General features: G+C 52.3%; 11 protein-coding genes and 1 other annotated feature. Of the genes, 7 read left to right on the top strand and 4 right to left on the bottom strand.

Going from position 1 to position 12,996, the window contains the following annotated elements:
- Positions 1 to 14: 14 nt before the first annotated feature.
- The 4 genes from KNP80_RS01885 to ccpA all read left to right on the top strand — a co-directional run bounded on the left by KNP80_RS01885 (position 15) and on the right by ccpA (position 3,641).
- Positions 15 to 533, top strand: coding sequence for a DUF948 domain-containing protein (locus KNP80_RS01885; protein WP_021065587.1), 519 nt, complete (start codon positions 15 to 17; stop codon positions 531 to 533).
- 22 nt (positions 534 to 555) lie between these two features.
- Positions 556 to 1,272 carry a YtxH domain-containing protein gene (locus KNP80_RS01880; RefSeq protein WP_214833440.1) on the top strand — a complete coding sequence of 239 codons (717 nt, stop codon included), beginning with the start codon at positions 556 to 558 and terminating at the stop codon, positions 1,270 to 1,272.
- 137 nt (positions 1,273 to 1,409) lie between these two features.
- The gene (locus tag KNP80_RS01875) at positions 1,410 to 2,501 is read left to right on the top strand and encodes a bifunctional 3-deoxy-7-phosphoheptulonate synthase/chorismate mutase (protein WP_214717562.1); all 1,092 of its coding nucleotides are present in this window, start codon (positions 1,410 to 1,412) and stop codon (positions 2,499 to 2,501) included.
- 126 nt (positions 2,502 to 2,627) lie between these two features.
- Entirely contained in the window at positions 2,628 to 3,641 is a 1,014-nt protein-coding gene (gene ccpA / locus KNP80_RS01870; RefSeq protein WP_021065590.1) for a catabolite control protein A, read from the top strand.
- Positions 3,642 to 3,691: 50 nt separating this feature from the next.
- Here the strand turns inward: ccpA and KNP80_RS01865 are convergent, their stop codons facing one another.
- The 3 genes from KNP80_RS01865 to KNP80_RS01855 are packed head-to-tail and all read right to left on the bottom strand — an operon-like array spanning position 3,692 to position 6,132.
- Entirely contained in the window at positions 3,692 to 4,861 is a 1,170-nt protein-coding gene (locus KNP80_RS01865; RefSeq protein WP_214831916.1) for an acetoin utilization protein AcuC, read from the bottom strand.
- Positions 4,858 to 5,490: an acetoin utilization AcuB family protein gene (locus KNP80_RS01860; protein ID WP_214831915.1), complete on the bottom strand. Its 633-nt coding sequence runs from the start codon at positions 5,488 to 5,490 to the stop codon at positions 4,858 to 4,860. Before KNP80_RS01860 ends, KNP80_RS01865 begins: the two co-directional genes overlap by 4 nt.
- Positions 5,491 to 5,502: 12 nt before the next feature.
- Positions 5,503 to 6,132 carry a GNAT family N-acetyltransferase gene (locus KNP80_RS01855; RefSeq protein ID WP_029595165.1) on the bottom strand — a complete coding sequence of 210 codons (630 nt, stop codon included), beginning with the start codon at positions 6,130 to 6,132 and terminating at the stop codon, positions 5,503 to 5,505.
- Between the two features lie 155 nt (positions 6,133 to 6,287).
- Here KNP80_RS01855 and acsA point away from each other — a divergent pair, with 155 nt between their 5' ends.
- On the top strand, positions 6,288 to 7,994 hold the full coding sequence (acsA, locus tag KNP80_RS01850) for an acetate--CoA ligase (protein ID WP_214717554.1): 1,707 nt from the start codon (positions 6,288 to 6,290) through the stop codon (positions 7,992 to 7,994).
- Positions 7,995 to 8,038: 44 nt separating this feature from the next.
- Here the strand turns inward: acsA and KNP80_RS01845 are convergent, their stop codons facing one another.
- The gene (locus tag KNP80_RS01845; RefSeq protein ID WP_214831914.1) at positions 8,039 to 10,561 is read right to left on the bottom strand and encodes a transglycosylase domain-containing protein; all 2,523 of its coding nucleotides are present in this window, start codon (positions 10,559 to 10,561) and stop codon (positions 8,039 to 8,041) included.
- A 167-nt stretch (positions 10,562 to 10,728) separates the two neighbouring features.
- Positions 10,729 to 10,926: a binding site (T-box leader), on the top strand.
- A 47-nt stretch (positions 10,927 to 10,973) separates the two neighbouring features.
- Between KNP80_RS01845 and tyrS the strand changes: the two genes are divergently transcribed.
- Both tyrS and KNP80_RS01835 read left to right on the top strand, forming a co-directional pair.
- Positions 10,974 to 12,221 (top strand): tyrosine--tRNA ligase, encoded by a 1,248-nt coding sequence (gene tyrS / locus KNP80_RS01840; protein ID WP_214831913.1) that lies wholly within the window; start codon positions 10,974 to 10,976, stop codon positions 12,219 to 12,221.
- Positions 12,222 to 12,328: 107 nt separating this feature from the next.
- Positions 12,329 to 12,955 carry a GTP pyrophosphokinase gene (locus KNP80_RS01835; protein ID WP_214831912.1) on the top strand — a complete coding sequence of 209 codons (627 nt, stop codon included), beginning with the start codon at positions 12,329 to 12,331 and terminating at the stop codon, positions 12,953 to 12,955.
- Positions 12,956 to 12,996 lie beyond the last annotated feature (41 nt).

Here is a 12,996-nt window from a genome sequence, read left to right as displayed (position 1 = left end):
GGAGGAATGGATGCATGGAAATCACATTAGGAGGCATTGCAGGGCTCGTCGCAGCACTCGCATTTGTCGTACTCGTATTTTTCTTGGCACGTGTCTTGTCGAACGTCAATCGGACACTCGGCAGCGTCGCCAACACGACTGAAAACTTAGAACGTCAATTAGACGGAATTACAATGGAAGTGACGGCGCTCTTACATAAGACGAACCGTCTCGTGGATAACGTCGAAGAGAAAACGGAATTGCTCGCACCGGTGGCACACGCCCTTGATGAGCTCGGCACGTCACTCAACGAAGTGACAGAGTCGGTACGGACGGTTTCTTCTTCTGTTCACGTAGCAGCAGACGAGAATAAAGAGCAGATTGCCCAAGCGGTACGTTGGGGATCGGTCGCTGTAGAATTATTTAAGAAAAACAAAACAGAAACGTCTTCAGACGAACGACCATCACGTCGTCGCGGCCGTCGGGACCGTAAACAAGAACCGACTACGGTTTCACCAGGGTTGATTGCGACAGACGATACAATCAAATCATAACTATCACAAGGAGGAAGTAACGATGACATACGACAAAAACAAGACATATACGACTGAACAGCAATCAAGCGGTGGGTTTTTAGCAGGTGTCGTCCTCGGCGGCGTGATTGGTGCAGCAGTAGCACTCCTCACATCACCGAAGAGCGGACGTGAAGTACGGACATACCTCGACGAGAAAACGGCGACGTCGCGTGAGCGATTGACCGTCAAGTCGAAAGAAGTTCGTGAAAAAGCAGAACCGGTCGTCGGCGAATGGATTAAAGTAGCGAGCGATAAAGCGGCTCCGGTCTTAAACCTCGTCAAAGACAAGGCCCGTGAAGCGGCTGAATTGAAACAACAAGTCGATGAAGACGAATTGTCAATCGAAGAAGCGATGGAGAAAGCTGACCAACTCGTAGCGGAGGCGGAAGCCGAAGTGAAAGAGCAACTCGATAAGGCTTCAGAAGAGCAGTCGAACGAAGCAAAAGCTTCGAACGAAGCGAAAGCCTCAAATGAGTCAAACGAGTCGTCGAAGTCAGAAGCGTCGACAGACAAACCGAAACAATCAGACAGTAAGCCGAACGCGAACAAATCGAACGCGACGAAATCGGCTGCAAACAAACAAAACACAACGAGCAGCCGTGACCAGTCGGAAGACTATGAGTCAGACTTCGAGGCACCTGTGAAAGACTTGCTCGACGATGAGTCGAAACAAGAATTGAACAACTTGAAGCAAGACCTTAAAAACGGCAACAAATAAGTGATGATGCGTCCGGGACCATCCGGGCGCTTTTTTTGTTGATTTTGTGTCGTCAGCCCATTTCCCTATGACAAAGCGATTAAAGTTCGTTATAATTAGGAATCTGGAAAGAACGGCTTAGAAATGAGAGGGTAATTATGAGTCCACAAGATCAGTTGAATCGATTACGTCGCGAGATGGATGAGTTGAATCGTGAGATGCTCGACTTGCTCAGCCGCCGCGGCACACTCGCTGTTGAGATTGGAAAAGTAAAACGTCTGCAAGGTGTGGAGCGATACGATCCGGTACGTGAACGTGAGATGCTCGACTTCATCGCGGCAGAGAATCCGGGTCCTTTCGAGACGGCTCGCTTGCAACATCTGTTCAAAGAGATGTTTAAAGCTTCGGCCGAACTGCAAGGCGAAGACCGTGACAAGACGTTGCTCGTTTCACGGAAACGCCAAGCCGAAGACACGATCGTCACGCTCGATGATGTCAAAATCGGCAATGGACGTCCGCAACTGATTGCGGGACCATGTGCGGTCGAATCGTTTGAGCAAGTGAACGCCGTCGCTGAGAAATTGGCGCTGTCCGGAGTGAAAATCTTGCGGGGCGGGGCGTACAAGCCACGTACTTCACCATACGACTTCCAAGGTCTCGGCTTCGAGGGATTGAAAATGCTGAAGCAAGCGGCAGATCGTCATGACTTACGGGTCATCTCTGAAATCATGACGCCTGGTGCGGTCGAATCGGCACTTCCATACGTGGACATCATCCAAGTCGGTGCGCGCAATATGCAAAACTTCGACTTGCTGAAAGAAGTCGGGAAGACGGATAAACCGGTGCTCTTGAAGCGTGGCTTATCGGCTACGATTGAAGAGTTCATCTATGCGGCCGAGTACATCATGGCGAGCGGCAACAGCCAAGTCATCTTGTGCGAGCGCGGCATCCGGACATATGAACGGGCGACACGCAACACGCTCGACATCACCGCGGTCCCGATTTTGAAACAAGAGACGCATTTGCCGGTCATGGTCGACGTGACTCACTCGACAGGACGACGCGACTTGTTACTGCCAGCGGCCAAAGCGGCGCTTGCAGTCGGGGCGGACGGGGTCATGGTGGAAGTACACCCGAACCCGGCCATCGCCTTATCGGATGCCCAGCAACAACTCGATTTCGATCAGTTCGATCAATTCGTGGACGGGCTAACGGCCCAGTTCCCTCAACTTGATTTGGTGAAAAAGTAAACTTTCCAATTGGAAACGTTTTATATAGCGTGAAGACAGGGTAAAATGATGACAGATACCTGTCTTCCTTTTTTGACACGTTTTTTGAAAATCGTTTGAAAATCATTGCTTGTAGGAGGAGTTTTAATGAATAGTAACAATGTAACCATCTATGATGTCGCACGAGAAGCCGGGGTGTCGATGGCAACCGTCTCACGCGTCGTCAACGGAAACCCGAACGTCAAACCGACGACCCGCAAGAAAGTCCAGGATGCGATTGACCGTCTCGGCTATCGTCCGAACGCTGTCGCACGTGGACTGGCCAGTAAGAAGACGACGACGGTCGGCGTCATCGTCCCAGACATCTCGAACATCTTCTTCGCAGACCTTGCTCGCGGAATCGAGGACGTCGCGACGATGTACAAGTACAACATCATCCTCGGGAACTCGGACTCGAACCGTGACAAAGAGATCCATTTGTTGAACACATTGCTCGGGAAACAAGTCGACGGCATCATTTTCATGGGCGGTCGTCTGCACGAAGACCTCGTCAACGAGTTTAAAAAGTCACCGGTCCCAATCGTCCTCGCGGCGACACTCAACCAAGGGTATGACCTCCCTGCGGTCAACATCGATTATGAGCAAGCGGCATACGATGCGACCGAAATGTTGATTGGCCACGGCCATAAACAAGTCGGCTTCATCACAGGTCCACTCGAGCAACAAATCAATGGCGAGAAGAAATTCTCTGGTTACCGCCGTGCCCTTGACGACGCCGGACTCCCGTTCCGTGAGAGTGACGTCGTCCTTGGGAATTACACGTACGCATCAGGCCTTGAGGCGATGCAGAAGATGCTCGAACGTGACGATTGCCCGAAAGCGATTTTCGCCGGTACGGATGAGATGGCACTCGGTGTCATTCACGCGATTCAAGACGCCGGTTTCTCGGTCCCGAACGATTTTGAAGTCGTCGGCCATGATAACACGCGTCTCGCTACGATGATTCGTCCGAAATTGACGACGGTCGTCCAACCGATGTATGACATCGGTGCCGTTGCCATGCGTCTCTTGACGAAAATCTTGAATGCGGAAGAAGTCGAAGAGAAGAACGTTGTCTTGCCGCACCGCATCGAACGTCGCGATTCGGTACGTCAAGACTGAATAAAAATCCCCTCGCCTGCCGGAGTCACTCCGCGGACGAGGGGATTTTTTTAGACATATAGTGATTTGCGATCGTTCGAAATGAACGGCCAGAACGCCCGTTTCGTCACTTCCCAATTTTTCTCCTCAATTTGTTGGCGTCGGGGAATATGTTGGAACGTGTACGGATGGTCATCCCAGCGTGTCGGCAAGGCTAAATCCGCTTTGTCCTGCCACTGCTCGATCCATTCGGGCGGAATGTCGCCGCTGTACGGCGCCTCGCGCGTCAGTCCGGCCCACACTTGCGCCCAAGCCCGGGGTACGGTCCGATACCAATCATAGCCGCCGCCGCCGAGGGCGACGAGTCTTCCTTCCGTATACTCGTCGGCAAGTCGAGAGGCTATTTGAGGAATCTGTTCGAACGTCCGAATCGTCGAGGCAAGGTGTGTCAACGGATCAAAGGCATGGGCGTCGGCACCGTTCTGCGTCACGATGATATCCGGCTTGAACCATTCGCACGCTTCCCGGAACACTGTCTCGTAACAGCGCAAGAACGACTCGTCTTGGGTGAACGCATCGACCGGGACGTTCCAGCTATAGCCGTACCCATTCCCGTTGCCGCGCTCTGTGACGGCTCCTGTCCCCGGGAACAGGTAGCGGCCGGTCTCGTGGATAGATAACGTCATCACATCGTCATCGTCATAAAACAGCCATTGGACGCCGTCTCCGTGGTGGGCGTCAGTATCGACATAGAGGACCCGGCTGCCGTACGCTTTACGGACGTGGGCGATGGCGACCGCCGCGTCGTTATACACGCAAAATCCAGACGCTTTCCGCCTCATCCCGTGATGGAGGCCGCCCCCGACGTGAAAGGCGCGCTCCAGTTTACCGCTCGCGACCAAATCAAGCGCGTGAACGGTGCCCCCGACGAGCCGGGCCGCTCCTTCATGGATGGTTGGGAAAATCGGCGTGTCTTCAGTGCCGAGGCCGAACTTGTTCGCTTTCAATGTCGACAGCTCACCGGCCGCCGCCGCTTGAACCGCTTCGATATAATCAAGGTCATGGACGAGCGCGAGCGACTCGACCGAGGCGAGGGGCGGGGCGATACACTCGGAAGCCTGAAGTTTACCTGAGGCGATGAGCAGGGACGTCGTCAGCTCCAGGCGGACCGGATTGAACGGATGATCCGCATGGAAGCGGTACGAGTTCTCGTTCTCCCCGAATATGTAGGCCGGTCTCATTGGGACATCTCCGGACCGAGCACGTCATAACCCTCGCGTTTCAACCGTTCGATGATGCGGAGCGGATTCATCGTCTGGACGCGGAACGAGATGATGCGTTTATATGGGTCGGGCGTCGGGTGAACGAACACGTTGATGATGTTGACGTTCGTCTTGGCGAGGAGCCGGGTCACTTTCTCGAGCGTCCCCGTCGTGTTCTCGACCAAGAGCTCAATCTGAGAGCTCGGCTCGAGCGCGCCCGTCAATTGGACGAAGTAACGCAATAAGTCTGTCTCGGTCAAGACGCCGACGAGTTTGCCTTGTTCGACGATCGGCAGGCAGGTCAGGCGATACTCATAAAACAGAGCGGCCGCATCTTCGAAGAAGTCGTACGGATGTGCCGTCGTCACATCTTGACGCATGATGCTCGAAACGGGGTTTTTGAAGTCGGCGCTCTCACTCTCCGGATGGAACACGCTCGTCGCTCCGCTCATCTCGAACTGGCCGACGATTCCGACGACTTGTCGGGCCGGGTTGGTGACGATGAGATGGCGCACTTGATGATCACGCATGAGCTTGGCCGCATGGGCGATCGTGTTGGTCGGTTGAATCGTCACGACATGACGGTTCATCATTTGTTCAATCAACATCCAGTTCCCTCCTTAGTCATACATGAACCGGCGCCGCAGCCGGAGCGAATCGAAATGGTCGATCGTTTCTTGCCGGACGTTCTTGCCAATCCGTGCCATGAGACAGTTGGCCGGATGCGAGGCAATCTCGGGGTCATCGGTCGGGAAGAAGACGAGTCCGCCGTGGTTCATCATCTTTTCCATCACTTTCCGATAGTCCCAGATAGAGAGCCCGCTCCCTTTCAAGTCCCAGTGCCAATAATATTCGGTCGTCAAAATCAAGAAGTCATCCATATGCGCGTCCATCATCGACACTTCGAGCAGTTGCTTGCCAATCCGTTGGCCACGGAAGCGCGGGCTCACTTCGATCGCGCCGAGCTCGAGGATATAGGGGTCGTTCCCTTCGCTCCAACGTTCATATGGGTCCGGATATAAATACGTGACATAACCGATGACGAGGTCATCGACGCGGGCCACGATGATGCGGCCTTCTTTCAAGTCAGCGATTTCGACGAGCGCCTTGTGTTGGTCCTCAGGTTCACGAAATGCGGTCAATCCCTCATCGAGCCTATACGTGGCCAACACGTCGCTCTCGATCGGTCCATCGATGATTACGGCTCCGAGTGAGGTTTCCCACACCTTTGAATGATATTGTTTTTCCATGGAGTCACCACCTTTTCCACCTTCTATTATAGCGCTTTCATTTAGCTTGTTTCACACTCTTTTGGAGATTTTGGAAATTCATTGATTTGTCATAATATTAACACTATACTGAAAGTGGTTATACCATTCATTACAGGGGAGGCGAATCTTTAGTGATGGAAAAATTGAAAGCGTTATCAGGGGAACATCAATTGGCGTCGTATGAAGATGCTTGTCAGTCGTTCGAGTGGACACAAGCAGAAGCATTATTTTCTTGGGATTTGACGGGGAACGTCAACACGGCGTACGAAGCAATCGACCGTCACGCAGAAGGTGAACTCGCCACGAAGCTGGCGTTGCTCTATTTCGATGGGGAACGAGAAGAGCGCTACACGTATGAGGACATGAAACGAGAAAGCAATCGGGCCGGAAACGTTCTGAAATCGGTTGGAGTGGAGAAAGGCGACCGCGTCTTCATCTTCATGCCACGGAGTCCAGAACTTTATTTTATTTTGCTCGGTACACTCAAGCTCGGGGCGATCGTCGGTCCGTTGTTTGAGGCGTTCATGGAGCAAGCCGTCCACGACCGTCTGCTCGACTCGGAAGCGAAAGTCATCGTCACGACCGAGGCGCTCCTACCGCGTATCCCGGTCGATCAACTCCCGCACTTGGAGACGATTTTAATCGTCGGTGACGAGGTAAAAGAGGCAGGGAAAATCATCGACTACCGCAAATTGGCGGGTGATGCCTCGACCGATCTCGACATCACGTGGGTCGACCGCGAAGACGGTATGATTTTGCATTATACGTCAGGGTCGACCGGGAAACCGAAAGGTGTCTTGCATGTCCATAACGCCATGGTGCAGCATTTGATGACCGGCAAATGGGTGCTCGACTTGCAACCGGATGACATTTACTGGTGCACAGCCGATCCAGGTTGGGTGACGGGTACGAGCTACGGGATTTTCGCACCTTTCTTAAACGGGGCGACGAACGTGATCGTCGGGGGACGATTCAATCCTGAGTTCTGGTATTCGGTCATCGAACGGTTCGGTGTCACGGTCTGGTACAGCGCGCCGACAGCGTTCCGGATGCTCATGGGTGCCGGAGAAGAGGCGTTTGAAAAATATGATTTGTCGTCACTCCGCCATATCCTGTCGGTCGGAGAACCGCTCAATCCGGAAGTCATTCGTTGGGGGAACGAATCGTTCGGATTGCGGATTCATGACACGTGGTGGATGACAGAGACCGGTGCGATGATGATTTGCAATTATCCGACGATGGATATCAAACCGGGGTCGATGGGCAAAGCTATCCCGGGTTGTGAAGCGGCCATCTTAGACGACCGAGGTCAACCACTCCCGCCGCACCGGATGGGCAACTTGGCACTCAAGACGCCATGGCCGTCGATGATGCGGAAAATTTGGAAGAATGACGCCAAGTATGAGAGCTACTTCTGGGGTGACTGGTACGTCTCGGGTGACTCGGCGTATATGGACGAGGACGGTTACTTCTGGTTCCAAGGCCGCGTCGATGACGTCATCATGACGGCAGGGGAGCGGGTCGGTCCGTTCGAAGTCGAGAGCCGTCTCGTCGAGCACCCAGCTGTCGCCGAGGCCGGTGTCATCGGGAAACCGGACCCGGTACGCGGGGAGATCATCAAGGCGTTCATCGCGCTCCGTAAAGGCTATGAGCCGTCGGACGAGTTGAAGGCGGAGATTCAAAAATTCGTCAAAGAAGGTCTCGCGGCTCACGCGGCTCCGCGTGAGATCGAGTTCAAAGACAAATTGCCGAAAACGCGAAGCGGGAAAATCATGCGTCGCGTCTTGAAAGCATGGGAGTTGAACCTCGAGACGGGTGACTTATCGACAATGGAAGATTGATCGACAAAAGGTCGACACGCGACGTGTCGACCTTTCTTGTCGGATTAGGCGCCGTCTGCAGCTTCGGCGTCTTCTTTCTTCTTGTCTTCCTCAGCCTTTTTCTCAGCTTCGGCTTTCTTCTTTGCTTCTTCTTCAGCTTTCTTCTTATCAGCTTCCGCTTTTTTCTTTGCGTCGGCTTCTGCTTTCGCTTTTGCGTCAGCCGCTGCCTTTTCCTTCGCAGCAGCGTCAGCTTCCTGTTTCTGTTCTTCAGCCTCTTGTTTCTTCTCTTCGGCTTCTTCTTTCTTCTTCGCCTCTTCTTCGGCTTTCTTCTTCGCTTCCTCTTCCTTCTTCTTCGCCTCTTCTTCGGCTTTCTTCTTCGCTTCCTCTTCCTTCTTCTTCTTCTCTTCGACTTTTTTCTTCTCAGAGAATGAACCAGAGTCACCGAAGTCGCCAGCTCTTACGCTAGCCGGTTGTACGAAGCGAGCGTTCGAATTGAACACTTCTGGACGATCGAGATAGACGTTGTTGGCAATCTTAGACCACATACCTTGTGTCCGTTGGTAGTAACGGCCATAGACACCTCCGTCTGTCAAACCATTTTCTTTATCATAACCGGTCCAGACGGCAAGAGTGACACCTGGCGTCGAACCGACCAAGTAGGAGTCGCGACGATCTTGGGTGGTTCCGGTTTTGCCCATCCAGTCACCTGGGACGTTCAAGAGCGAGTTGGCATACGTCGCTGTTCCTGACGTGTAGACGTCACGGAGCATATCGACAATCAAGTAGGCTGTACGATCCGAATAGATGCGTGTCTTCTTCGGATTTTTCTCGTAAATGACTTCGCCTTGGTACTCGACACGGTCGATGATATACGGTTCGACGTGTTCACCGCCGTTGGCGAGCATCGCATAACCCGAAGCAAGGGAGGCTAACTTAACTGAACTAACACCGAGTGCCATTGATGGGGCATCACGCGTATCTTCAGGAACATTCATGCCCATTTGGAGCAGTTTCTCCGTGGCCCCTCTGAAATCGCCTTGTTCTTCGTAAATTTTAACGGCAGGAACGTTTCGAGATTGTTTCAGCGCATCACGAGCTGTCATCGGTCCTCGGAACGTCAAGTCTTCATTGTTAATTTCAACGGTGTTCGGATTTGAACCATTTTGATATTTGTACTTTTCATCAATGATGACGGTGTCCGTCGTGATGAATCCTTTCTCGATTGCATTCGCATAAACGAGTAGCGGTTTCGCCGTCGATCCAATTTGACGTTCCATTTGACGGGCGCGATTAAAGTCATCGGCCTTGCCGTTTACGTAGCGACCACCGACAAATCCGAGGATGCGACCGGTCTTGTTCTCGAGCATAATGGCTGCCGTTTGCTCCGGACCTTGGTCAGGGTCGACTTTCGGTGAGTTGTTAGGTCCGAAGTTATTGACGTTTCGGGCCGGCTGTTGCATCGATTCGTGGACTTGTTTATCAAGCGACAAATGAATCTTGTATCCACCTTGGCGGAGTGCGTTGTGAGCGCGACGTCCGTACGTGCTCGTAATTTCTTTGCGCTCTTCTGCGCTCAATTCGTTCACGTTCACGCCGTCTTGTTTAAGCATGTGGTCCCGAACGATAATGAGGGCATCTTCTTCAGCCCATTGCACGACATATGGATAGCGGTCACGCGGCTTCGATTGCGTCTTCATGAAGTCTTTTGTGATGTCGTAGTTGTATGCGGCATCATATTCTTCTTTTGTGATTTTCTTGGCCACATACATCCGGTTGAGTACCGTCTTCATACGATTGATAGCCGGTGCCACGTCCTCTTTAATGACACCGCCTTGGTAGTACGGTGTGTACAAGAACGGGTTTTTCGGAATCCCGGCGAGGAAAGCAGCTTGTGGCAACGTCAACTTCTCAGCCGATGTGTTGAAGACACCGCGAGCGGCCGCTTCAATCCCTGAGATGTTGCGTCCCATCGAGTTTCGCCCGAATGAGACGACGTTCAAGTACGCGTTCAAGATCTCATCTTTGTTCATTGCTTTCTCGAGGCGAAGGGCGAGTAAAATCTCTTTCGCTTTTCGTTCGAACGACACCTCGTTCGTCAGCATTTGGTTCTTGATGAGCTGTTGGGTGAGCGTTGAGCCACCGGTCCGGTCTTCAGACCCGGTCGCTTCTTGTAAGATGGCGCGGAGCGTCGCTTTCGGGACGACACCAACGTGTTCGTAAAACTCGACGTCCTCTGTGGCGAGCAACGCGTCGACGACGAACGGAGAGACTTTATCGACGGCAACCGGAACCCGTACTTCATCCGTCGTATAGTTTCCGATTCGTTCACCGCTTCCAAAATAAATGTCAGAAGTCGATGAGTAGGTGTTGATTTGTGACGTCATCGTCTTATATGCAGGTGCCGGCATATCCTTGACGAGAGAAGCGAAATACCCCGCTCCGATCCCGGCGCCTAAAAATCCAATGAGAACGACCGATATAATCGTTAGGAGCAGGACGTTCCACGACACATCGTAAAATACATTGGCATAACGGCGGGCTTTCAAGGACTTAGGTTGGTTCCATATGTCTCGAATCTTTTGCAGCATGACAGCCTCCTTAATATGGTGTAAAACTATTTTGGACAGTAATATATACGATTATAGCACAACTCGTTGCCGACCTTCCTCCCAATCCACTGTCGGATGCAAGTTTCCATCTTCCAGTTGACAATTTGGAAATGGAACTTATAAAATGTAAAGCATAGTCCATAAACAAAGACGCTATGAAGAAAGCGAAGTAGTCGACTGACCGCTTGTCCAGAAAGCTAGTGGGTGCTGTGAACTAGCCAATGTCAATCGATGAATTACACTTTTGGAGCGTGCCGTTCGGCCGGGTCGAGACCGTTATCTCTCGCTACAAGTGGCCACAACTGTGGCAATTAGGGTGGTACCGCGGAATCTCCGTCCCTTCTCATATGAGAAGGGACGTTTTTTTATGTCAATCGAAGGAGTGGAACAGATGGAATTATTGAAGGATTTAGAATTTCGAGGTCTCGTCAACCAATTGACGGACGAAGCAGGGTTAGCTGAACAACTAAAAAAACCGACGGCATTATACACGGGATTCGACCCGACGGCGGACTCGCTCCATATCGGGCACTTGCTCCCGATTTTGACGCTCAAACGTTTCCAAGAGGCGGGACATCACGTCATCGCTCTCGTCGGTGGGGCGACCGGCATGATCGGTGACCCGTCCGGTCGTTCGGACGAGCGTTCGCTCAACACGCTCGACACGGTCAAAGAATTTTCGGATCGCATTAAAGACCAATTGAGCCGTTTCCTCCCGCTTGAAGGTGAAAATCCGATCTCAATCCGCAACAACTACGAGTGGACGGAAGAGTTGTCGATTATCGACTTCTTGCGTGATATCGGGAAACACTTCCCGATCAGCTACATGCTCGCCAAAGATTCGGTCGACTCGCGTTTGGAGAACGGAATCTCGTACACGGAATTCTCATACATGCTGTTACAATCGTTCGACTTCTTGAAGTTGTACGAAAACGAGAACTGCCGCCTTCAAGTCGGGGGCAGCGACCAGTGGGGCAACATCACGGCCGGTCTCGAACTCATCCGCCGCTTCGGTCACTCGGAGAAGGCGTTCGGGTTGACGGTGCCACTCGTGACGAAGTCGGACGGTCAAAAGTTCGGGAAGACGGCGGGTGGTGCAGTCTGGCTCGATGCCGACAAGACGACACCGTACGAGTTTTACCAGTTCTGGATTAACGTCGACGACGCTGACGTCATCAAGTTCATCAAATACTTCACGTTCATGTCGCACGAAGACATCTTGGCGCTCGAAGCAGAAGTGGCCGCTGCACCTGAGAAGCGTGCCGCCCAACGTCGCCTCGCCGAAGAGATGACGAAGCTCGTCCATGGAGAAGCGGGTCTTGATCAAGCGCAACGTATCACGACTGCCTTCTTTAGTGGCGACTTGAAAACGCTCAAACCAGAAGACATGGATGCCGCATTCAAGGGCATGCCACAGTTCGAGCTCGACGGCGAGCGCAACCTTGTCGACATTCTCGTCGAAGCGAAGATTGCACCATCGAAACGTCAAGCCCGTGAAGACGTTCAAAACGGGGCGATTTACTTGAACGGGGAGCGGGAACAGTCGCTCGATAAAATGGTGACACGCGCCGATACGCTAGGTGAGTTCACCATCATCCGTCGCGGTAAGAAAAAATACTTCGTGATCCGTCACGTCTGATGCATGCGTCCATGTCCGCCAATGTTGCGAACATGGACGTTTTTTTCTGACTCAACATCGATTCGGTCTGCTACGATAGCAAGTATAGACGACAAGGAGGCTTTATTATGGATATTGAAGAATTTTTTGGCGAGCAGTTCCATCAATGGCGCGAGCGGTTCCGGTACTACGAGATGGCGATCACTGAACTCGAGAGCGATCTCGGCATCATCGACCTCGATTGGCAGACGCGGCTCGGCTATTCGCCGATTGAACACGTGAAGACGAGGATGAAGACGCTGCCGTCCATCATTCGGAAGATGAATCAAAAAGGACTTCCCCTAGAAGTGGAAGCGCTGTGGGAGAATATATCTGACGTCGCCGGAGTGCGGATCGTCACGAGTTTTCGTGATGACATCTATGCCATCCTCGATCATTTGAAAAAACGGGACGATTTAGAAATTGATGAGATTAAGGATTACATCCAACATCCGAAACCGAGCGGCTATCGGAGCTTGCATCTCATCGTCCGAACGAAAGTGTATTTGGCGGAACGCGTCATCTGGGTGCCAGCCGAGATTCAAATTCGCACGCTCGCCATGGACTTTTGGGCGGCGACGGAGCATAAGCTTCATTATAAATACCAGAACGTTGTCCCGGAGGCGTCGAAACTCGAGTTGATTGAAGCGGCGAAGATGGCGGATGCCCTCGATACCCAGATGGGCCGGATTCGTGAACAGATTTTAAAGAAATAAAAAAATCCCCTTTCCTGCCGAGGCAGGAAAGGAGATAAAAG

The organism is Exiguobacterium sp. E4787, from assembly GCF_018618375.1.
Classification (GTDB): domain Bacteria; phylum Bacillota; class Bacilli; order Exiguobacteriales; family Exiguobacteriaceae; genus Exiguobacterium; species Exiguobacterium chiriqhucha.
The sequence above is the reverse complement of the archived record's forward strand: the minus strand, read 5'-3'. Positions and strand labels throughout refer to the sequence as shown.

Coding starts and splice junctions, on each gene's coding strand:
- KNP80_RS01875 (WP_214717562.1), top strand. CDS start 1,410: ATGAGTCCACAAGATCAGTTGAATCGATTACGTCGCGAGATGGATGAG.
- KNP80_RS01860 (WP_214831915.1), bottom strand. CDS start 5,490: ATGTTGATTGAACAAATGATGAACCGTCATGTCGTGACGATTCAACCG.
- KNP80_RS01865 (WP_214831916.1), bottom strand. CDS start 4,861: ATGAGACCGGCCTACATATTCGGGGAGAACGAGAACTCGTACCGCTTC.
- KNP80_RS01845 (WP_214831914.1), bottom strand. CDS start 10,561: ATGCTGCAAAAGATTCGAGACATATGGAACCAACCTAAGTCCTTGAAA.
- acsA (WP_214717554.1), top strand. CDS start 6,288: ATGGAAAAATTGAAAGCGTTATCAGGGGAACATCAATTGGCGTCGTAT.
- tyrS (WP_214831913.1), top strand. CDS start 10,974: ATGGAATTATTGAAGGATTTAGAATTTCGAGGTCTCGTCAACCAATTG.
- KNP80_RS01835 (WP_214831912.1), top strand. CDS start 12,329: ATGGATATTGAAGAATTTTTTGGCGAGCAGTTCCATCAATGGCGCGAG.
- ccpA (WP_021065590.1), top strand. CDS start 2,628: ATGAATAGTAACAATGTAACCATCTATGATGTCGCACGAGAAGCCGGG.
- KNP80_RS01885 (WP_021065587.1), top strand. CDS start 15: ATGGAAATCACATTAGGAGGCATTGCAGGGCTCGTCGCAGCACTCGCA.
- KNP80_RS01880 (WP_214833440.1), top strand. CDS start 556: ATGACATACGACAAAAACAAGACATATACGACTGAACAGCAATCAAGC.
- KNP80_RS01855 (WP_029595165.1), bottom strand. CDS start 6,132: ATGGAAAAACAATATCATTCAAAGGTGTGGGAAACCTCACTCGGAGCC.